This is a genomic window from Lysobacter oculi (assembly GCF_003293695.1).
GTDB lineage: Bacteria > Pseudomonadota > Gammaproteobacteria > Xanthomonadales > Xanthomonadaceae > Solilutibacter > Solilutibacter oculi.
Genome location: NZ_CP029556.1, coordinates 1,241,607 through 1,260,203, shown reverse-complemented (window position 1 = coordinate 1,260,203; position 18,597 = coordinate 1,241,607). Strand labels below are relative to the sequence as shown.

At 67.2% G+C, this 18,597-nt stretch carries 19 protein-coding genes and 2 pseudogenes; 11 read left to right on the top strand and 10 right to left on the bottom strand.

Annotated features, from left to right (window positions below):
• Positions 1-137 precede the first annotated feature (137 nt).
• A pseudogene (locus DCD74_RS06095) lies at positions 138-1,433 on the bottom strand (polyhydroxyalkanoate depolymerase); the annotation flags it as partial.
• 74 nt (positions 1,434-1,507) lie between these two features.
• Positions 1,508-2,098: a class I SAM-dependent DNA methyltransferase gene (locus tag DCD74_RS06090; RefSeq protein ID WP_112927697.1), complete on the bottom strand. Its 591-nt coding sequence runs from the start codon at positions 2,096-2,098 to the stop codon at positions 1,508-1,510.
• A gap of 61 nt (positions 2,099-2,159) precedes the next feature.
• Between DCD74_RS06090 and DCD74_RS06085 the strand changes: the two genes are divergently transcribed.
• Positions 2,160-2,423, top strand: a complete 264-nt coding sequence (locus DCD74_RS06085) for a hypothetical protein (protein ID WP_112926533.1) — start codon at positions 2,160-2,162, stop codon at positions 2,421-2,423.
• Positions 2,424-2,477: 54 nt separating this feature from the next.
• On the opposite strand, the gene ygiD is transcribed toward DCD74_RS06085, so the two are convergent.
• The gene (gene ygiD, locus DCD74_RS06080) at positions 2,478-3,266 is read right to left on the bottom strand and encodes a 4,5-DOPA-extradiol-dioxygenase (RefSeq protein WP_112926532.1); all 789 of its coding nucleotides are present in this window, start codon (positions 3,264-3,266) and stop codon (positions 2,478-2,480) included.
• Between the two features lie 59 nt (positions 3,267-3,325).
• Here ygiD and DCD74_RS06075 point away from each other — a divergent pair, with 59 nt between their 5' ends.
• Positions 3,326-3,751: a CopD family protein gene (locus DCD74_RS06075; protein WP_112926531.1), complete on the top strand. Its 426-nt coding sequence runs from the start codon at positions 3,326-3,328 to the stop codon at positions 3,749-3,751.
• 18 nt (positions 3,752-3,769) lie between these two features.
• On the opposite strand, the gene DCD74_RS06070 is transcribed toward DCD74_RS06075, so the two are convergent.
• The 3 genes from DCD74_RS06070 to DCD74_RS06060 form a co-directional block, all read right to left on the bottom strand.
• A complete protein-coding gene (locus DCD74_RS06070; protein WP_112926530.1) occupies positions 3,770-4,966 on the bottom strand; it encodes a patatin-like phospholipase family protein in 1,197 nt (398 codons plus the stop codon).
• A gap of 231 nt (positions 4,967-5,197) precedes the next feature.
• A complete protein-coding gene (locus DCD74_RS06065; protein WP_112926529.1) occupies positions 5,198-5,986 on the bottom strand; it encodes a 3-hydroxybutyrate dehydrogenase in 789 nt (262 codons plus the stop codon).
• Between the two features lie 112 nt (positions 5,987-6,098).
• Positions 6,099-7,811 carry an alkaline phosphatase gene (locus DCD74_RS06060; protein WP_112926528.1) on the bottom strand — a complete coding sequence of 571 codons (1,713 nt, stop codon included), beginning with the start codon at positions 7,809-7,811 and terminating at the stop codon, positions 6,099-6,101.
• Positions 7,812-7,911: 100 nt separating this feature from the next.
• Here DCD74_RS06060 and DCD74_RS06055 point away from each other — a divergent pair, with 100 nt between their 5' ends.
• The 4 genes from DCD74_RS06055 to rnk are packed head-to-tail and all read left to right on the top strand — an operon-like array spanning position 7,912 to position 10,501.
• On the top strand, positions 7,912-9,240 hold the full coding sequence (locus DCD74_RS06055; protein WP_112926527.1) for a dicarboxylate/amino acid:cation symporter: 1,329 nt from the start codon (positions 7,912-7,914) through the stop codon (positions 9,238-9,240).
• A 51-nt stretch (positions 9,241-9,291) separates the two neighbouring features.
• On the top strand, positions 9,292-9,759 hold the full coding sequence (locus tag DCD74_RS06050) for a ferritin-like domain-containing protein (protein WP_112927696.1): 468 nt from the start codon (positions 9,292-9,294) through the stop codon (positions 9,757-9,759).
• 2 nt (positions 9,760-9,761) lie between these two features.
• Positions 9,762-10,028 (top strand): DksA/TraR family C4-type zinc finger protein, encoded by a 267-nt coding sequence (locus DCD74_RS06045; protein WP_112926526.1) that lies wholly within the window; start codon positions 9,762-9,764, stop codon positions 10,026-10,028.
• 20 nt (positions 10,029-10,048) lie between these two features.
• Positions 10,049-10,501 carry a nucleoside diphosphate kinase regulator gene (rnk, locus tag DCD74_RS06040; RefSeq protein ID WP_217424291.1) on the top strand — a complete coding sequence of 151 codons (453 nt, stop codon included), beginning with the start codon at positions 10,049-10,051 and terminating at the stop codon, positions 10,499-10,501.
• Positions 10,502-10,521: 20 nt separating this feature from the next.
• Here rnk and DCD74_RS06035 read toward each other — a convergent pair whose 3' ends face one another.
• Positions 10,522-11,010: an NUDIX hydrolase gene (locus tag DCD74_RS06035; protein WP_112926524.1), complete on the bottom strand. Its 489-nt coding sequence runs from the start codon at positions 11,008-11,010 to the stop codon at positions 10,522-10,524.
• An 88-nt stretch (positions 11,011-11,098) separates the two neighbouring features.
• On the opposite strand from DCD74_RS06035, the gene DCD74_RS06030 reads away from it, so the two are divergent.
• Together DCD74_RS06030 and DCD74_RS06025 are read left to right on the top strand one after the other, a co-directional pair.
• Positions 11,099-11,446 carry a GFA family protein gene (locus DCD74_RS06030; RefSeq protein ID WP_112926523.1) on the top strand — a complete coding sequence of 116 codons (348 nt, stop codon included), beginning with the start codon at positions 11,099-11,101 and terminating at the stop codon, positions 11,444-11,446.
• Between the two features lie 19 nt (positions 11,447-11,465).
• The gene (locus DCD74_RS06025) at positions 11,466-11,957 is read left to right on the top strand and encodes an acyl-CoA thioesterase (protein WP_112926522.1); all 492 of its coding nucleotides are present in this window, start codon (positions 11,466-11,468) and stop codon (positions 11,955-11,957) included.
• Positions 11,958-12,025: 68 nt separating this feature from the next.
• On the opposite strand, the gene DCD74_RS06020 is transcribed toward DCD74_RS06025, so the two are convergent.
• Positions 12,026-12,679, bottom strand: a complete 654-nt coding sequence (locus tag DCD74_RS06020) for a C40 family peptidase (RefSeq protein WP_112926521.1) — start codon at positions 12,677-12,679, stop codon at positions 12,026-12,028.
• A 161-nt stretch (positions 12,680-12,840) separates the two neighbouring features.
• A complete protein-coding gene (locus DCD74_RS06015; protein WP_112927695.1) occupies positions 12,841-13,359 on the bottom strand; it encodes a C40 family peptidase in 519 nt (172 codons plus the stop codon).
• Positions 13,360-13,471: 112 nt separating this feature from the next.
• Here DCD74_RS06015 and DCD74_RS06010 point away from each other — a divergent pair, with 112 nt between their 5' ends.
• Positions 13,472-13,951 (top strand): FKBP-type peptidyl-prolyl cis-trans isomerase, encoded by a 480-nt coding sequence (locus DCD74_RS06010; protein WP_112926520.1) that lies wholly within the window; start codon positions 13,472-13,474, stop codon positions 13,949-13,951.
• A 129-nt stretch (positions 13,952-14,080) separates the two neighbouring features.
• Here the strand turns inward: DCD74_RS06010 and DCD74_RS06005 are convergent.
• Positions 14,081-15,669 (bottom strand): annotated as a pseudogene (locus tag DCD74_RS06005) (M4 family metallopeptidase).
• Positions 15,670-15,968: 299 nt separating this feature from the next.
• Here DCD74_RS06005 and DCD74_RS06000 point away from each other — a divergent pair.
• Both DCD74_RS06000 and gorA read left to right on the top strand, forming a co-directional pair.
• The gene (locus DCD74_RS06000; RefSeq protein WP_112926519.1) at positions 15,969-17,225 is read left to right on the top strand and encodes an NAD(P)/FAD-dependent oxidoreductase; all 1,257 of its coding nucleotides are present in this window, start codon (positions 15,969-15,971) and stop codon (positions 17,223-17,225) included.
• Positions 17,222-18,580 (top strand): glutathione-disulfide reductase, encoded by a 1,359-nt coding sequence (gorA, locus tag DCD74_RS05995; protein WP_112926518.1) that lies wholly within the window; start codon positions 17,222-17,224, stop codon positions 18,578-18,580. The genes DCD74_RS06000 and gorA overlap by 4 nt, the downstream gene beginning before the upstream one ends.
• The last annotated feature ends 17 nt before the right edge of the window (positions 18,581-18,597 follow it).

The following is an 18,597-nucleotide window of genomic DNA, read 5'->3' as shown; positions in this document are numbered from 1 at the left end:
GATGCTGGAAGTCAGCCGCGTCGCGCGTTGCGGCGGGTGGCCGGCTTCTTCGCGGCGACCGGCTTGCCGCGCTTGGCGGCGGGCTTCACCGGCGTGGCCTGCTTCTTCGCTGCAGCCGATGTTGCGACTGAGACCGCGCGCTTCTTCGCCAAAGCCGGCTTGCTCGTCGAAGCCGGCTTCACCCCATCCCTCTGCTGCGCCGCGATGAAATCGCGCACCTGCGGATAGACCTGGCCGCGCCAGCGCTTGCCGCTGAAGATGCCGTAGTGGCCGGCGCCATCAACGGTGATGTGCTGCTTGCGCGCAGCCGGCACGCCGCTGCACAGGCCGAGCGCCGCACGCGTCTGGCCGGCACCGGAAATGTCATCCAGCTCGCCTTCGATGGTGAGCAGCGCGGTGTCGCGGATCGCGCCGGGATCGACGCGCTTGCCATGCACCTTCCACAGCCCGCGCGGCAGCAGGTAGTCCTGGAAAACGGTGCGCACGGTGTCCAGGTAGTACTCGGCGGGCATGTCGAGCACGGCGTTGTATTCGTCGTAGAAACGGCGGTGCGAGGCGACGGTTTCCTCATCGCCCTTGACCAGGTCCTGGTAGTAGTCCCAGTGCGACATGGCATGGCGCTCCGGGTTCATCGCCACGAAGCCCATGTGCTGCAGGAAGCCCGGATACACCTTGCGGCCGCCGCCCGGATAGTTGGCCGGCACCGTGTGGATCAGGTTCTGCTCGAACCACGAGATCGGCCGCTGCATCGCCAGGTTGTTGACCGCGGTCGGCGACTCGCGGGCGTCGATCGGCCCGCCCATCATCGTCAGCGAACGCGGCGTCTTCTCGCCACGCGCGGCCATCAGCGACACCGCGGCCAGCACCGGCACGGTCGGCTGGCAGACGCTGATCACGTGCAGGTTGTCGGCGCCGATGTGGCGGATGAATTCCTCGATGTAGGCGATGTAGTCATCCAGATGGAATGCACCGGCCTCCTTCGGGACCATGCGCGCGTCGGTCCAGTCGGTGATGTAGACCTTGTGGTCGCGCAGCATCGTCTTGACGGTGTCGCGCAGCAGGGTGCTGTGGTGGCCGGACAGCGGCGCGACGATCAGCACGGTCGGGTCGTCCTTCATCCGCGACAGGCCATCGGCCTGGTCGTGGTAGCGCTTGAAGCGCAGCAGGCGGCAGAACGGCTTGTCCATCGCCACCCGCTCGACCACCGGGATGTTGACGCCTTCCACCTCGATCTGGTGGATGCCGAACTCCGGCTTTTCGTAGTCCTTGCCGACGCGGTACAGCAGGTCGTAGCCGGCGGCCACGCGCTGGGCGCCGGGCAGGGTGGAAAGCCAGCTGCCCTGCGCGGTGTACATCTTGGCGACCGCGTCCGACCAGTAGGTCAGCGGGGTCATCCAGGCGCGGGCGGCTTCGTGCATCTGATAGAGCAGCATGGGATTTCCTGATGGATGCTGCGACGCAGCATACTCCTGTCGCCGCCTGCGTTCGTTAACCCGGGCGGCGGGGTTCAGGCGTGTTCCAGCGCCGTGGCGTGGCCGGCCAGCGCCGGCGACAGCCAGCCGTGCGAGCCGATCTGGACGAAGCCGGCATCGGCCAGCTTGCGGCGGTAGAAACTGGCCGGGCGGGCGTGGAATTCGTCCTCGTCGCCGATCGCCGCATCCTCCTTCGCGAACATCTCGATGAAGGCGACGCCGCCGCAGAGATCGGCCAGGCCGGGCAGGCCGCGGTTCAACTCGCGGGTGTCGAGGTAGTGCAGCACGTCGCTGCAGATGAGCAGGTCGGCCGGCGGGCAGGGGCGCAGGTATTCGAAGTCGCCGAAGCGCGCGTAATGGATGTTGCGGCTGCCGCTGTAGCGGCGCACCGCGTATTCGCTGGCATCGAAGCCCAAGTAGTCCAGTTTGGGGCGCAGCTTGAGCAGCGGCGCACGCCAGGCGCCTTCGCCGCAGCCGATGTCGAGCACGCTGCGGATCGGGCGTTCCAGGTGGTATTCGGCCATCGCCACCGCCAGCGCGACCTTGCGCGCCAGCCGTTTCGCATCGCCCATGCCTTCGCGGCGGTACCAGCGGTCGAAGTAGGCACGGTCGTAATGCTTGGTCATGCGTTCACGCATCGGCGGCAGGTGGATGCCTAGGGTAACGGCTCCCCCACGGAGAACCGTCATGACCGACGAACGCAACATCGCCCACGACAAGAAGGTGGCCGACGATCACCGCAAACAGAACGCGCACGCCGCCGTGCAACCGCAGCCCGGCAGGAAGCCGCCGCAGGTGGACGACGACACCGACCCGTCCAACAGCCGTGCCCGCGAGATGTACAGGGAAGGCGAGGCACCGCGCGACCATTCGCACGAATCGCGCGAGAACCCGCCGGAAGGCGAGGAACGCATCAAGCCGGACGCGCCGCGCCACGACCACGGGCGCTGAGCCGCGTCACCGGCGTGCAGGATTGCGATGCCGCCTTCGGGCGGCATTGCTGTTTCAGGCGCCTGCCTGCGCCGGCATGCCGATGGCGAGCGAAGTCATCGACAGCGTGCTCCAGACATCGTCGTTGAAGATGTCTAGTGCATCGCCCGGCCGTGCCAGCGCGAGCGCGTAGAGCAGCGGCAGGTAGTGCTCCGGCGTGGGCACGGCGAGGCGGTTGTCGGGCAGGGATTCGACATCGGCCAGCGCGGCGAAATCCCCGGCGGCGATCAGGCTGTTGACGCGGTCGCGGAAGGCGGTGGCCCAGGCGGGCGGCGTGGGGTCGCGGAAGTTGAGCAGGCCGAGGTTGTGGACGATGTTGCCGCTGGCCAGCACCAGCACGCCCTCGTCGCGCAGCGGCGCCAGCATCCGCCCGATCGCGAAGTGCTGCGGGCCGGGCCGGCGCAGGTCCAGGCTCAGCTGCACGACGGGCACATCGGCCTCGGGGAAGAGATGCAGCAGCACCTGCCAGGCGCCGTGGTCGAGGCCGTAGTCGGCATCGAGCTGCGGGTCGAGCGCGGGGTCGAGCATCCCGGCCACGCGTGCGGCCAGCGCCGGATCACCGGGCGCCGGATACTCGATGCGGTAGAGCGCGGGCGGAAAGCCGCCGAAATCATGGATGGTGCGCGGCTGCTCCGCCGCGCCCAGCAGCACGCCCGGCGTCTGCCAGTGCGCCGACACGCAGAGGACGGCGCGCGGCCTGGTCAGGCGCGTGCCGAGATCGCGCCAGGCGCGTGACCAGGCGTTGTCCTCGACCGCGTTCATCGGCGAGCCGTGGCCGATGAAGAGCACGGGTTGCGTGGCCATGGGCATCCTCCAGATTGCGTTGCGTGGCATCCTACCCGCCGTTTCGCCGGGAGTCGCCGATGTCCACGTCCTATCTCTGGATCAAGACGTTCCACCTTGTCTTCGTCATCAGCTGGATGGCGGTGCTGTTCTACCTGCCGCGCATCCTGGTGAATATTTCCGAGGCGTGGGATGAACCGGCGGTGCGCGCGCGCCTGCTGTTGATGGGCAAGCGGCTGTCGCGCTTCGGTCAGGTGATGTTCGGGCTGACCTTCGTGTTCGGCGCGTGGCTGTGGCTCGGCTACGGCATCCGCGGCGGCTGGCTGCACGCCAAGCTGGTGCTGGTGGCGGCGTTGATGGCATACGGCATCGTCATCGGCCGCATGCTCAAGAACGCCGAAGCCGGCAAGCCGCTGCCTTCGTCCAAGGCCCTGCGCTGGATCAACGAACTGCCGCTGCTCGCGCTCATCCCGATCATCTGGCTGGTGCTGGCCAAGCCGTTCTGATCACGCCGGGCCGCGGCCTCAGAACCGCGTCAGCTGGGTCTTCTGCGCCTTGCGGTGCACGTCGTGCACGGCGTAGCCGCGCGCACGGTCGGGCAGGTTGAAATAGGCGGGATGGGCGAGCGTGGTCGCGGTGTCGCGCAGGCCGGTGTCCCAGTGTTCGCGCATGCTGCGCTGGCCGAAGGCGTAGTCCTTGAACTGCTCCTCGTGCGGCTTGGCCTGGTAGATGAAGTGGACGATGTTGAAAACGCGGTCGTCCAGCCACGGCGCGAAGGCTTCGGCCAGTTCGTCCGGCACCTTCTTGCCGGGCAGGCGCTGGATGAGGTCGGTCAGCGCGGTGCGCAGCTGCTGGGTGCGCGCCACCATGTCGGTGCCGTGGCGGGTGCGGCTTGAATACTGGATGTCCTTGGCGCGTTCCAGCACATCCATCATCGACTTCGGCTGCGCACCGGTCGCGCTCCACAGGTCGACCTGCAGGGCCAGCGTGTCCTGCCGCGGCCATTCGTCGAGGATGTGTTCGAGCGGCGTGTTGGAGACCAGCCCGCCATCCCAATAGAAACGGCCTTCGATCTCCACCGCCGGAAACGCCGGCGGCAATGCACCCGACGCCAATATGTGCTCCGGCCCGATGCGGGTGACGCGGCTGTCGAAGTAGCGGAAGTTGCCGGTTTCCACATCCGTCGCGCCCACGGTGAAGCGGATGCCGTCGTCGCCATTGATGCGGTCGAAATCGACCAGCCGTTCCAGCGTCGCGCGCAACGGCGCGGTGTCGTAGAAGCTGGTCGCGCCTTCGCTGCCGTCGCGCAGCAGGAAGGGTGAAACGGTGCGTGCCTCGAAGAACCCCTGCTGGCCCTGCCAGAGCGCTGCGACCGCACTCATCGACGCGGCCCAGGCTTCCAGCATCGGGCTCATCGGGGTGAGGGAAAGCCACTGGCGGATGGCGGTGGCGGGCATCGCCAATGCGCCGCCGGGTTCGCAGATGGTGTTCCAGAAATCCTGCAGACGGTCGATGCGGTCTTCCGGCGCGTTGCCGGCGATCAGCGCCGCGTTGATCGCGCCGATGGAGATGCCGGCCAGCCAGTTGGGCCGGATGCCGGCTTCGTGCAGGCCCTGGTAGACGCCGCACTGGTAGGCACCGAGCGCGCCGCCGCCCTGCAGCACCAGCGCGACGGCCGGGTACTGCGCGATCTTGTCGAGAAGGGCGGGGTGGGTGGTCATGGCGAGGCCTCGTCTAGGGAATGGCGTGGATGACTCCGACCGCGGACCGAGGGCGGTTCGCCGCCGCTCAGGCTACGCGTCCAGCTCCGATTCGCGGGCGCGCGTCATCCATGACGCGCTCGTCGAACCGCCCTCGGTCCACGGCCTACCGGGTGTCTGAACTTAGCTTGTCGCCGTTGCAAGCCACTCCACGACGCCATCGGGCAACCAGCAGTTCGCCCCGAAACCCCATCACTGCATGAACCACCCATGCGACACCACGATGCTCTGGCCGGTCAGCGCATTGCTCTCGAACGCCGCCAGCATCAGCGCCACGTTGGCGACATCGTCCACCGTGGTGAACTCGCCATCCACCGTGTCCTTCAGCATCACCTTCTTCACGACCTCTTCCTCGCTGATGCCGAGCTCCTTCGAATGCTCGGGAATCTGCTTGTCCACCAGCGGCGTGCGCACGAAGCCCGGGCAGATCACGTTGGCGCGGATGCCGAGCGGCCCGCCTTCCTTCGCCACCACCCGTGCCAGGCCCAGCAGGCCGTGCTTGGCGGTGACGTAGGGCGCCTTGAGCGGCGAGGCCAGGTGCGAATGCACGCTGCCCATGTAGATGATCGCGCCCGGTGCCTTGCGCTTCTCCATGTCGCGCATCGCCTCGCGGGTGGTGAGGAAGGCGCCGTCGCAATGGATCGCCAGCATCTTCTTCCAGTCGGCCAGCGAGAAATCGGTGATCTTGTTGATGATCTGGATGCCGGCGTTCGACACGAGCACGTCGACCTGGCCGAAGGTCGCCACCGCCTTGGCCATGCCATCGATGACCTGCTGCTCGTCGGTGACATCCATCGCCACCGCCAGTGCCTCGCCGCCGGCCTGGCGGATCTCCCCGGCGACCGCCTCGGCGGCCTCCAGCTTGAGGTCGGCGATGACCACTTTGCCGCCGGCCTGGGCATAGACCTCGGCGATGCGCTTGCCGATGCCGCTGGCCGCGCCGGTGACCACGCAGACCTTGCCGTTGAGTTGGTTGTTCATGCGGAAACTCCTTTTGTGCAACGCAACAATCATCCCCCCGGCACGCTAGGGGAATGTGAAAGACGGCCAGCATGGGCGATGTCGGCGCGGGCCGGCATCGTCCGAAAGGGCATCAGCGCTTGGCCGGCGCCTCGAAACGCTTCGGGTCCGGCAACGCCACCGGTACGCCCTGCGCGTTGCAGTAGCCGGCATCGCACAACACTTTTCGCAGGCGCGGATTGGCCTGCAGCAGGAAGTGGAAGACGGTGTTCTGCTCCACGCTGCCGCGAACCGCGCCGCTGCCCGGGCCGCGCGCCCACACGCCGACGTCATCGCCGCCATGGGTTTCCGAGCGCAGCGGGAACATCGCTTCCTGCAGGTAGTCCGGGTGTTCGGTGTCGATGTCGCTCAGATCGGGCCGGCCTTTTTCGGCCTGCTGCCAGCCGCTGGATTCGGTGCGCGCGTTCTTCGGGCCTTCCGCCTGCTGGTCGGTGGCGCCGACGTAGCCGGGGCCGTTGGTGTAGTTGAGCGTGGTGTAGGGCAGGCCGGTGGCATCGCGGGCGTACTGGGCCGGGTCGCCGTCTTCGCCGCTGCCGCCCTTGACCTTGCCGAGGATCGGGTTGCCGCGCGCCGGATAGCCGACGAAGCTCATCACGTGCGCGTGGTCGGCGGTGACCAGCACCAGCGTGTCGGCGGCGTCGGTGGCTTCGGTGGCGGCACGCACCGCATCGGACAGCGCGATGGTGTCGGTCAGCGCACGGAACGCGTTGCCGGCGTGGTGCGCGTGGTCGATGCGGCCGCCTTCCACCAGCAATACATAGCCGTTCGGGTTGTGCTTGAGGCGGGCGATGGCGGCGCGGGTCATGTCCGCCAGCGAAGGCTCGCCGCCGGCATCCTGCGGGCGGTCGTGCTCGAACTGCATGTGGTCGGGCTCGAAGAGGCCGAGCAGCGGCGCGTCGGCCGGGGCTTCGGCCAGTTGCTTCGCATTCCAGACGTAGGCGCCTTCCGGGTGCCGGTTCTTCCATTCGGCGATCAGGTCGCGGCCGTCGAGGCGCTCACCGACCTTGTCGTCGTATTCCGGGTCGCGCTGGTCGGTGCCGAAGAAGCTCTTGCGGCCGCCGCCCATCAGCACGTCCGGGCCGTTGCCGAAATCCGATTCCACGATCTGCCGCGCGATGTCGATGCAGCCGGCGGCCCTGGCGTCGGCGGGCAGGTCGCTGTCGTTCTCCCAGTTGCGGTCGGCCGAATGCGAGAACGTCGCGCCCGGCGTGGCGTGGGTGACGCGGGTGGTGGTGACCACGCCGGTCGCCATGCCGCTGGCGGCGGCGAGTTCCCACAGGCTCAGCATCGGCGTGGCGCGGCCGGCGGCGCAGTCGCCACGCGGCACCTGCTGGCCGATGGACAGCACGCCGAGCCGGGTTTTCACTCCGGTCGCCATCGCCGACATGGTGCCGGCGGAATCCGGCGTCTGCGAATCGGTGTTGTAGGTGCGGCTGAGCGCGGTGGCCGGGAATTCCTCCCAGGCCAGCTTCTGTTCCTCGCCCGGGCGGCCGGCGCGCTGGCCTTCCAGGATGCGGGCGGCAGCGACGGTCGGAAGGCTCATGCCATCGCCGACGAAGAGGATCAGGTTCTTCGCGCGGCCGGCCATCGCGCCACGGCTGGCGGCCTGGGCCGCGCCGTTGCGGAACCACCACGCCGGGCTTTCACCCGCCGGGCGCTGGATCGAAGGCACATCGACCTCATACGAAGACGCGGCAGGCGGCGCGTTGCCACTGGTGGCGCAGGCGCCGAGCAGCAGCACGGAACAGGAAGCGAGGAGGGCGGGGAGATGTCGGATCGCGGGCATCGTCACAGGGGGAAATAACGTGGAACGGCCATTATGCGCGGGCTTTGTGGCACTTCGCCCGCTGCGGTATCGTCCCCCGATTGCCTGCCGGGAAGTTCCGATGATCGAGGGTTGGTTCCGCATCAAGTTCTGGAAGCGCGTGCTGCTCGGCTTCGTGCTGGGTGCGTTGGCGGGCTGGTTGTTCGGGCCGAATGCGGAAAAATGGTTTGGGCCGCTGGGCGACGTCTACGTCAACCTGATCATGATGATCGCGGTGCCGCTGGTGTTCTTCGCCGTGATCAACGCGGTGTCGGCGTTGGCCGGGCAGAAGTCGATCGCCGCGCTGGCCGGGCGCACTTTCCTGTGGTTCGCGCTGACCGCGGTGCTGGCGGTGATGGTGGGTCTGGCTGCCGGCCTACTCTTCAAGCCGGGCCTAGGGGTGGGCGTGCTGCAGGTCGCCTCCGAATACAAAGAGAAGGAGGTTCCCGGCATCCTCGACATGCTGCTCAATATCGTGCCGTCCAACCCGTTTGCCGCGCTTGCGGGTGCTTCCGGCAGCCGCACCGCCGATGGCATGCGGGTGCTCGTGCCGCGCAACGGTACGGTGCTGCAGGTGATCTTCTTCGCCGGATTGCTCGGATTCGCGCTGGTGAAGCTGGGTGAAAGGACCGCAGGCCTGCGCAAACTGGTCGGCGAAGCGAGCGACACGATGATTCAGGTCACGCGTTTCGTGCTGGAGTTCACGCCTATCGGCACGTTCGGCCTGATCGCGGCACTGGTCGGTGGTTACGGGTTCGAACAACTGCGGCCGCTCCTGCAGTTCGTGCTGGCGCTGTACGCCGCGTGTGCCTTCCACATCCTCGTGGTCTACAGCGGCCTGCTGCTGGTGCATGGGCTCAATCCGCTCAAGTTCTTCCGTGGTGCCGCGCCTGCGATGGAGGTCGGCTTCGTCGCATCGTCCAGCTTCGCGGCCATGCCGGTGTCGCTGCGTTCGGCCATCCACAATCTGGGTGTCAACAAGGATTACGCGAGTTTCTCGGTGCCGCTCGGGGCGACGATCAAGATGGACGGTTGTGGAGCCATCTATCCGGCGCTGGCTGCGGTATTCATCGCGCAGTACACCGGCACCGAGTTGTCGACGACGCAGTACGTAATCATTGCGATCGCTTCGGTGCTAGGCAGCTTCGGTACCGCCGGCGTGCCCGGCACTGCGGTGGTGATGGCAACAGTCGTGCTGACCGCGGCGGAGTTGCCCTTGGCCGCGATCGGCTACCTGTACGCCATCGACCGCGTGCTGGACATGATGCGCACGATGACCAACGTCACCGGCCAGGTGCTGGTACCGGTGCTGGTGGCGAAGGAGACCGGGATGCTCGATCGCGGCATCTACGAAGCCGCATCGACCAATGTGGGAATCGAGGTCGATTCGCATTCCGGCACCTCACGCTGAGGCCACGCATAATCGGCTTGAATTCAGCCATAAATGCGCAAGGAGACCGCCATGAGCCGCACCATCGACCCCGCCATCAAGCAGCAGGCCATCGACACGCTCAACACCATCATGGAGCTGGAACTGGCCGGCGTGGTCCGCTACACGCACTACTCGCTGATGGTCTACGGCTACGGGCGCATCCCGATCGTGTCGTGGATGAAGTCGAATGCCGACGAATCGCTGGCGCACGCGCACAAGGCCGGTGAACTGGTGACGCTGCTCGGCGGCCACCCGTCGCTGAAGATCGGGCCGCTGCTGGAAACCGAACAGCACGACATCGGCGACATGCTGCGCGAAAGCCTGGCGCACGAGGAAAAGGCGCTCAAGGCCTATTACGCGCTGCTGGACTTGGTCGAAGGCAAGTCGGTGCTGCTGGAGGAATACGCCCGGCAGATGATCGAAGGCGAGGAACTGCACGCCGACGAGGTCAACAAGATGCTGCGCCGCCCGGGCGACATCAAGGAATTCACGGAGTAAGGATGGCGACCGGATGGGCCGGCGATGGCGCGGTGCAGGACCAGATCGACGCCACCATCAAGGACGCGATCAAACGCGTCCGCAGCCAGTTGCCGCAGGGCGAAAGCCTGAAGCATTGCGAGGAATGCGATGCGGAGATCCCGGAGGCACGGCGCAAGGCCGTGCCCGGCGTGCGCCTGTGCGTGCCCTGCCAGGAGGCGCATGACGCGGAAGAGGCCGGTTTTTCCGGCTACAACCGCCGCGGCAGCAAGGATTCGCAGCTGCGCTGAGCTTGCATTAACGGGCAAAGATGCGACATTGGCCGTTTCGCCCATGCCTTCGGAGTACGCACTTGTCCACGTTGCCCCCCATCCTCATCACCCGCGTTGATTGCGATCGCCTGGAGGCGCTGCTCGATTCGCGCGCCGTGCGCAGCCTGCCGGGGCTGGATGCGCTGCGCGTGGAGCTGGAGCGCGCCACCGTGGTGGAGCCGCGTGAGATCCCGCGCGAAGTGGCCACGATGAATTCGAAGGTCAAGTTCATCGAGGACGCTTCGGGCAAGACCTTCGAGCTCACCCTGGTCTATCCGCAGCAGGCCGGCCAGCCTGAGAGCATCTCCATCCTCGCGCCGGTCGGTAGTGCGCTGCTCGGCCTGCGCGTGGGCCAGACCATCCAGTGGCCGATGCCGGGCGGCAAGACGTCCGAACTGCGCCTGCTGGAAGTGCTCGAGCAACCCGAAGCCGAAGGCCGCGACCTCGGCTGAGGTTTCGCGGCACGGCCGGTTCAGAGCCGGCTGAAGCTCCAGCGCACCGGGCGGCCGTCCTTGTACGGCATCACGCCGTGGAACGGCCGTGCATCGCCATCGAATACCAGCGGCAGGAAATAGCGGTCGCCTTCCCACATCGGCAGTTCGTGCAGACGCTCCAGCGGCACCCATTCCAGCGGGCCTTCGGGGTTTTCCGCGTAGGGCTCGCCTTCAAAGGCGGTGATCAGGAAGACGAAGCCGAGCCAGTCCTCGCCGTGCTTGCCGAAGCCGGGCCAGCTGACCGTGCCGCGCAGCTCGAGCGCGGTGCATTCGATGCCGGCTTCCTCGCGGATCTCGCGGACCATGCCGGCCATCACGTCCTCGTCGGCTTCGAGTTTTCCGCCGAGGCCGTTGTACTTGCCGAGGTGTTCGTCATCCGCGCGCGCGTTCCGATGCACCATCAACACCTGGCTGCGGTCGGGCGAGAGGATGTAGCCGAGGGTGCCGATGATCGGGGTGTAGGGCATCGGCCTAGTTTAGGCGAGCCGGCGCGCCACCGACGCGGTGTTAATGTCGCCGCAGCCAACATCGACCCATCCCAGCGGAGAACGACACATGCACAAGGGCAGCTGTCATTGCGGCCAGACCCGCTACACCTTGGACGCCGGCGAGATCCCGGCGATGATGGAATGCAACTGCTCGCATTGCCAGCGCAAGGGCTACCTGCTGTGGTTCGTGCCGCGCGATGCGTTGAAGTTCGAGTCGGGCGAGGATGCGCTGTCGACCTACACCTTCAACCAGCATGTCATCCAGCACAAGTTCTGCCCGACCTGCGGCTGCGCGCCGTTCGGTTTCGGCAAGGGCAAGGATGGCGAGGAGACCGTGGCGGTCAACGTGCGCTGCCTTGAGGATGTCGATCTGGACGCGATCAAGCGCAGGCCGGTCGACGGTCGCTCGTTCTGATCACCGGGAGCGCGACGACATGAGCGGAAAGCAGCGCGAACTCAACCTGCGCTTCCTCGCCGAGCCCACCGACGTCAATTACGGCGGCAAGGTGCACGGCGGCATCGTGATGAAGTGGATCGACCAGGCCGGTTATGCCGCCGCGGTCGGCTGGAGCGGCAAGTACAGCGTCACGGTGGCGGTCGGCGGCATCCGCTTCGTCGCGCCGATCCGCACCAGCGACCTGGTCACCATCACCGCCAAGCTGGTCTATACCGGCAGCAGTTCGATGCACTTCGCGGTGGACGTCAACGCCCGCGACCCGATGGGCGGCAACGACCGACTGTGCACGCACTGCGTCATCGTCTTCGTGGCGCTGGACGGGGTGGACGGCAAGCCGACGCCGGTGCCGCCGCTCACCCAGGAAACCGAAGAGGACCGCCGCCTGGCCGATTACGCGTTGAAGGTGATGGACCTGAGCAAGGGCATCGAGCAGACCATCGAGCGCTACCGGGACGCGGAAGAAGCCTAGGCTGCCCGGCCATCGCCATGGAAAAGGCCGCCCTGGGGCGGCCTTTCCGTTTCAGCGCGATGGGGGAATCAGATCCCGGAGACGCGGCGCGCCGACACGAAGTGCTGGGACCAGTAGCCTTCCAGCTTGGAGACGCTGACATCGCGGCCGGTGCGGGGCGCATGCACGAACTGTCCGTTGCCGATGTAGATGCCGACGTGGTCCACCGCCTTGCCGCGGCTGAAGAACACCAGATCGCCTTCGGCCAGCTGGTCGCGCTTGATGCTTTCGCCGCGGGTGGCCATCTCGCGCGAGACGCGCGGCAGCTCGATGCCGAGGGCGGTGCGGAAGACGTAGCCCACCAGGCCGCTGCAGTCGAAGCCGGAGGTGGTGGTGCCGCCCCAGCGGTACGGCGTGCCGAGCAGGGCCAGCGCGCGCTTGAGGAGCTTCTGGATGCGGCTGTTCTCGCCTGTGTCGGCGGACAGGGCGGGCGCCGGGCCGGACGGCATCAGCGAGGTGTTCTGCGGGATCGCGGAGCTGTCGAAGCCGGCCAGCACGGAGGTGCTGCCGGTGGCGGCGCCGAGCGTCTGCACATCGGTGCTGCGTACGGCCGGAAGATCGGTTTCAGCCAGCGCCGGCGCCGATAGGGCGGCCAGGAGCAGGAGGCTGGAGAGCTGGATTTTCTTGAAATGGGTGGAGCGGATCGGGGCGCCGGAGCGGCCGTGGAGAAGCTCTAACTTCATCACGCGGTCTTCACTGTGCTAAACCAGCGGTGAGTTTGCCCGTCCAGACGGCAGAGAATGTTCGGATTTCGTTAGAAAGTGGTTAAATCCTGCGACTGAATGCACGAATTAACGTTTCGGGAGTCACATCCGCATCACTTCGCGCTCACGCGGCCTTCGCATCACAGGCCCGCCAGCACCCGTCGGGCACCCGCGTAACGATTCTGCCAGTACTGGCCGTCCAGCCGCTCCAGCCGGACCACGCCACCGGTGCGCGGGGCATGGATGAAGCGGCCGTCGCCGACATAGATGCCGACATGGGTGACCACGCCACCGGACGCGAAGAAGACCAGGTCGCCGGTGGCGAGCCGGCTGGTATCGACTTCGGGCGAGGACAGCGCGGACAGCTCGCGGGAGGTCCGCGGCAGGCGCAGGTTGAGCATGTCGCGGAAGACGTAATTGACCAGCCCGCTGCAGTCGAAGCCGCTTTCCGGGGTGTTGCCGCCCCATACATAAGGTGTGCCGACCAGGCTGATCGCGCGGATCAGCACGTCGTTGGCCTGCATGGCACGGGTGCCTGCGGGGGGCGTCGCCGGTGCCGGCTGGGCCGTGGCGGGGCCGGCGTCATCGGCCATGGCGAAGGGGCTGGCGGCCAGCATCCCCGCGAACACCACGATGCGCCAGGACATTCGTGCTGGCATGCGGGCGTTGCGGGCGGGATAATGCGTGGTCATCGCGGTTCCCCTGTGGCCGGTACGGCGCGAGTTTGAACCCATCCTTCCTTGAATTTCAAGTGTTTACTGCGAGTACCTCATGAAGATTGAAAAAGACCGCGCCGTCCGCTTCCATTATTCCGTGGCTGAACAGGGCCAGGAGGCCGTGGAAAACTCGCACGATCGTGATCCGCTGGCGGTGCTGATCGGCCACGGCAACATCATTCCCGGCCTGGAGAAGGCGATGGAAGGCCGCGAGGCCGGCGAGAAGTTCAGCGTCGAAGTCCCGGCCGCCGAAGCCTATGGCGAGCGCCGCGACGGCCTGTCCCAGCGCATCCCCAAGAAGCACTTCCAGGGCACGCAGCTGGAGCCGGGCATGCAGGTGGTCCTCAACACCAACTTTGGCCCGCGCGCGGTGACCATCGAGAAGGTGGGCCTGACCACGGTCGATGTGGACCTGAACCACCCGATGGCCGGCAAGGACCTCGCCTTCGACATCGAGATCGTCGAAGTGCGCGAAGCCAGCGCCGAGGAACTGGAGCACGGCCACGTGCACGGCGAAGGTGGCCACGAGCACTGATCGCCCGCTCGGCATCGACAAAGAAAAGCCCGCGCAAGCGGGCTTTTTTGATGCCCGGACCGCCGTCGCATCCAGACCAAAAAAGACGGCCCGCTTGCGCGGGCCGCAAATTGACGCTGGAGCAGGGGATCAGTTGACCGACACGGCGCTCCACGCGGCGGCGACGGCGTTGTATTCCGGCGAACCGCTGCCGTAGAGGTCACGGGCGGCGTTGAGCGTGGCCAGGCGGGCGCTCGGGTACTTGGTGCTGGAGGTGAAGTAGAGGTCCAGCGCGCGGTACCAGATGGCGCCGGCCTTGGCGCGGCCGATGCCGGCCAGGTTGGTGTTGCCGTTGCAGACCAGCGAGGCCTTGGTCAGGTTGTAGCGGGTGCCGCTGCCGAAGCCGGCCGGGACCACGGCGCCTTCCGCCAGCAGGTAGAAGAAGCGGTTGGCGACGCCCGAGGTGTAGTGCGGGTCTTCGCGGCGGAAGCCACGGCTCGGGTAGCAGACGTAGGACGCGCCATCCAGGTTCTGCTTGAACATCACGCGCAGGGCCTTGGTGCCGGTCGGGTTGGACTTGTAGATCTTCTCGCCGATCAGGTAGTCGCCCGGGTCGCTCGGGTGTTGGCGTAGAACTCCACCAGCGTGCCGAAGATGTCCGAGTTGCCTTCGTTCAGGCCGCCCATGTCGCCGGAGTAGGCCAGGCCGGAAGTCGCCTGCGCGACGCCGTGGCTCATCTCGTGGCCGGCCACGTCGAGCACGGTCAGCGGCAGGTAGGTGGTGGCATCGCCATCGCCGTAGTACATGTTGTTGCCGTACCACACCGCGTTGACCCAGTTGCTGCCGGTGTGGACGTAGCTCTTCACGCCCTTGCCGTCGTTGAAGATGCCGTTGCGGCCAAAGGTGTTCTTGTAGAAGTCCCAGGTCATGGCGACGCCGTAATGGGCTTCGGCGGCGGCGGAGGCGCGGTCGCTGTTGGTGTTGTTGCCCCAGACGTTGTCGGTGTCGGTGAACAGCGTGGCGCTGCCGGCGGCCGAGGTGTAGCTGGCGCCCTTGGAGTCGAGCGTGGAGCCGTTGCCGCGGTCGGGGTCGAGCAGCTGGTAGCCGCCGGTCACCGAGTTGGTGGTGATGGCGACATCACCCAGGCCGATGGTCTTGCCGGTGCCGGTGGCCGAGGCGCTGTGGACCATGTCCCAGGCATCCAGCACGCTGCCGTTGTTGGCATCGACGAAGTAGTGCATCTCGGTCGGCGTCTGGTCGGCGCGGGTGCCGTTCATCACCACTTCCCAGGCCAGGGTCGGCTTGGCGTACATGGCGTACACGACCTTGCGCGCGCTCGGCTTGCCACTGAACCCGTCGCCGAAGTCCACGCCGGCCGCGACGATGGCCGCATCGGCACCGATCTTGGCGTTGGTGCCCGGGCGGCCCATGTTGTTGATGAGCTGGGTCATGCTCTTCAGGTTGCCGCCCTTGGAGTGCACGACCACGTCGCCGCCGATCACCGGCAGGCCGCGATAGGTGCGCTCGAAGCGGACATGCTCGGTGCCGTCGCGGTCGACGGCGGAGGCGCGCGCGGCGAAGGCGTCGCCGGCGACGGCATTGGCCCAGCCGGGGTTGCCCTGGATCAGGGTCTGCGCGCGGCTGTGGGAAGAACTGCCGGCACCGACAGCGAAGCTTGAAGCGGAAACAGCGAGTACGGCGACAACGGCCGCACTCAGAAGGCGGACTTGCGATGACATGTGTGTGTTTCCCGTGGCGTATGTGGATGGGGCGCGGGCGATGGGGGCTTACCCCTGCATCCATGCAGGTCACGTCCGCTGGCCTGGGCGGCCTCACCAAAGCGGTGCTGCAGACCAAGATTGGCGGAATAGAAATGGCTTTAACGAAATTGTCATGCTGCGGTGCAATGCGGCCGATATCGCGTGGTTTTCGTGGCCGAAATTGCCTATTCAAAATCCCCCATTCATGGCGTGCGAGGCCCGTGATACCGGGCATCTGCGCAAACCGGCGGGATGTCCCGGCTCGCTACACTGCGCGGATGGATGCCAAGTCTGAAGTTCTGATCGCGGGCGGCGGGGTCATCGGCCTGTCCACCGCGCTGGCCCTGCTGGAAGCGGGCCGCCAGGTCCGGGTCATCGATGCGGGGCGCATCGGCGGCGGGGCCTCGCACGGCAACTGCGGCACGCTGACCCCCAGCCACGCGCCGCCGCTGGCCGCGCCGGGCACGGTGGCCAAGGCCTTGCGCTGGATGTGGACGCCGGATGCGCCTTTATATGTCCACCCGCGCATGGACCTGCGCCTGTGGCAGTGGCTGTTGCGCTTCGGGCTGCGCTGCAACGCGCGCGACTGGCGCCGCAGCGCCTTCGCCAAGTACGCACTGCTGCAGGATTCGCGCCAGCGCGTGCAGGACTGGGTGGGGCAGCACGGGCTGGCCTGCGAGTTCTTCGAAAGCGGCGAGGACTATGTGTTCCGCTCGCAACAGATGTTCGACGAGGAACAGCACGAAATCCCGCTGCTGCGTGAACTCGGCATCGACATCGACATGATCGATGGCAGCCGCTACGAGCGCCAGGAACCGGCGGTCAAGCCGGGTGTCGTCGCTGCGATGCGTTTCACCGGCGACGCCATGTTCCGTCCCGACGCCTACGTGCGCGCGCTCGCCGGCGTGGTGCGGGCGCGCGGCGGCGAGATCACCGAGCAATGCGCGCTGACCGGCGTGGAGGAAGACGGCGCAGGCTGCTTCGCGCATACGACGCAGGGGGCTGTGCGATGTGATGAATTCGTGCTGGCCGCCGGCGCGTGGTCGCCGCGGCTGGCGGACGCGGTGGGCGCGCGCTGGCTGCGCGGCATCATCCAGCCCGGCAAGGGCTATTCGATCACCTATGATGCGCCGCTGCTGGTGCCCAAGCGCCCGCTGATCCTGCGTGACCGCTCGGTCTGCGTGACCGCATGGGGAAGCGGTTACCGGCTCGGCAGCACCATGGAATTTTCCGGTTACGACGACCGCCTCAACGAGCGCCGCCTGGCTGCGCTTGAACGCGGCGCCGCCGAATTCCTGCACCATCCGGTCGGCCCGGTGGTACGCGAACGCTGGTTCGGCTGGCGGCCGATGTCGCTCGACGACGTGCCGCTGATCGGGCGCATCCCCGGTCGTGCGCATGGTTGGCTGGCGACGGGCCACGGGATGATGGGGATGGGGATGAGCGCCGGCACCGGGCAGATGCTGGCCGACCTGATGACCGGCCGCGCGCCCGCGATCGACCCCGCACCGTTCGACCCCGGGAGGTTTGAATGACCCGTCACGACCGCGACTTCGACCTGATCGTCATCGGTGGCGGCAGCGGCGGGCTGGGCGGTGCGTTCCGCGCGGCCAGCCATGGCGCGAAGGTCGCGCTGCTGGAGCCCGACGCACTCGGCGGCACCTGCGTCAACGCCGGCTGCGTGCCGAAGAAGGCGATGTGGCTGGCGGCCGATGCCGGCGAACAGCTGGCGGCGGCGCGCGCGCTCGGTTTCGCCGTGCCGGACGACACGCCGCTGGACTGGAACGTGCTGCTGCGGCACCGCGCGGCCTACATCGACAACATCCACGCGTCCTATCGCCGCAAGCTGGAAGCAGGCGGCGTCACCGTGATCGCGCAACGTGGGGCGCTCACCGCGCAGCCCGGCGAAGTGCGCACGGACGATGGCCTGCTGCGTGCCGGACGCATCCTGCTCGCCACCGGCGGGCACCCGATCCGGCCGGATATCCCCGGCGCCGAACTCGGTGGCGTGTCCGATGACTTCTTCGCCATGACCTCGCCGCCGAAGCGCGTGGCGATCATCGGCGCGGGCTACATCGGCGTGGAACTGGCCAGCGTGCTGCATGCGCTCGGCAGCCACGTCGAGCTGTTCGCGCGGCACGGCCACCTGCTGCAGGCCTTCGACGACGAGGTCACCGGCAAGCTGGCCGAAGCCTTCGCCGAGGATGGCATCACCCTTCACTTCGACTGCAAGGTGGCGGCGCTGGAAGGCACGCCCGGCGACATCCGCGTGATGACCTTGGGCGATGTCGCGCACGGGCCGTTCGACCATGTGCTGTTCGCGACCGGGCGCGGGCCCAATACCGCAGGGCTGGGGCTGCAGGAAGCCGGCATCGCCTGCAATGCACGCGGGCAGGTGGTGATCGACGAATGGCAGGCGACCTCGCGTAGCGATGTCTTCGCGGTGGGCGATGTCACCCCGCAGCCGGCGTTGACGCCGATGGCAATCGCCGCCGCCCGGCGCCTGATGGATCGCCTGTACGGCGGCCAGGCCGATGCACGGGTCGATGTCTCGCAGCTGCCGACCGTGGTGTTCACGCATCCGCCGCTGGCGACCGTGGGCCTGTCCGAAGCCGACGCGCGCGAGGCGCATGGCGATGCGGTCAAGGTCTATCGCGCCGACTTCCGCCCGATGCTGCAGTCGCTCTCCGACGGCCACCGGCGCTTCCTGTACAAGCTGGTCTGCGTGGGCCCGGAGGAAAAAGTCGTCGGCCTGCACATGGTCGGCCCGGGCAGCGACGAGATCCTGCAGGGCTTCGCGGTGGCGATGCGGATGGGCATGACCCGCCGCGACCTGCACGACACGCTCGCCATCCACCCGACCAGCGCCGAGGAACTGGTCTTGATCTGAGCCCGCCGGCGGGCGCA

What these genes read in the sequence shown, in the direction of transcription:
- DCD74_RS06085 (WP_112926533.1), top strand. Translation starts at nt 2,160, where the DNA reads ATGACCGACGAACGCAACATCGCCCACGACAAGAAGGTGGCCGACGAT.
- DCD74_RS06045 (WP_112926526.1), top strand. Translation starts at nt 9,762, where the DNA reads ATGGCGACCGGATGGGCCGGCGATGGCGCGGTGCAGGACCAGATCGAC.
- DCD74_RS06090 (WP_112927697.1), bottom strand. Translation starts at nt 2,098, where the DNA reads ATGACCAAGCATTACGACCGTGCCTACTTCGACCGCTGGTACCGCCGC.
- DCD74_RS06075 (WP_112926531.1), top strand. Translation starts at nt 3,326, where the DNA reads ATGTCCACGTCCTATCTCTGGATCAAGACGTTCCACCTTGTCTTCGTC.
- DCD74_RS06030 (WP_112926523.1), top strand. Translation starts at nt 11,099, where the DNA reads ATGCACAAGGGCAGCTGTCATTGCGGCCAGACCCGCTACACCTTGGAC.
- ygiD (WP_112926532.1), bottom strand. Translation starts at nt 3,266, where the DNA reads ATGGCCACGCAACCCGTGCTCTTCATCGGCCACGGCTCGCCGATGAAC.
- DCD74_RS06010 (WP_112926520.1), top strand. Translation starts at nt 13,472, where the DNA reads ATGAAGATTGAAAAAGACCGCGCCGTCCGCTTCCATTATTCCGTGGCT.
- rnk (WP_217424291.1), top strand. Translation starts at nt 10,049, where the DNA reads ATGCGACATTGGCCGTTTCGCCCATGCCTTCGGAGTACGCACTTGTCC.
- DCD74_RS06065 (WP_112926529.1), bottom strand. Translation starts at nt 5,986, where the DNA reads ATGAACAACCAACTCAACGGCAAGGTCTGCGTGGTCACCGGCGCGGCC.
- DCD74_RS06060 (WP_112926528.1), bottom strand. Translation starts at nt 7,811, where the DNA reads ATGCCCGCGATCCGACATCTCCCCGCCCTCCTCGCTTCCTGTTCCGTG.
- DCD74_RS06025 (WP_112926522.1), top strand. Translation starts at nt 11,466, where the DNA reads ATGAGCGGAAAGCAGCGCGAACTCAACCTGCGCTTCCTCGCCGAGCCC.
- DCD74_RS06020 (WP_112926521.1), bottom strand. Translation starts at nt 12,679, where the DNA reads ATGAAGTTAGAGCTTCTCCACGGCCGCTCCGGCGCCCCGATCCGCTCC.
- DCD74_RS06015 (WP_112927695.1), bottom strand. Translation starts at nt 13,359, where the DNA reads ATGCCAGCACGAATGTCCTGGCGCATCGTGGTGTTCGCGGGGATGCTG.
- DCD74_RS06070 (WP_112926530.1), bottom strand. Translation starts at nt 4,966, where the DNA reads ATGACCACCCACCCCGCCCTTCTCGACAAGATCGCGCAGTACCCGGCC.
- DCD74_RS06050 (WP_112927696.1), top strand. Translation starts at nt 9,292, where the DNA reads ATGAGCCGCACCATCGACCCCGCCATCAAGCAGCAGGCCATCGACACG.
- gorA (WP_112926518.1), top strand. Translation starts at nt 17,222, where the DNA reads ATGACCCGTCACGACCGCGACTTCGACCTGATCGTCATCGGTGGCGGC.
- DCD74_RS06035 (WP_112926524.1), bottom strand. Translation starts at nt 11,010, where the DNA reads ATGCCCTACACCCCGATCATCGGCACCCTCGGCTACATCCTCTCGCCC.
- DCD74_RS06000 (WP_112926519.1), top strand. Translation starts at nt 15,969, where the DNA reads ATGGATGCCAAGTCTGAAGTTCTGATCGCGGGCGGCGGGGTCATCGGC.
- DCD74_RS06055 (WP_112926527.1), top strand. Translation starts at nt 7,912, where the DNA reads ATGATCGAGGGTTGGTTCCGCATCAAGTTCTGGAAGCGCGTGCTGCTC.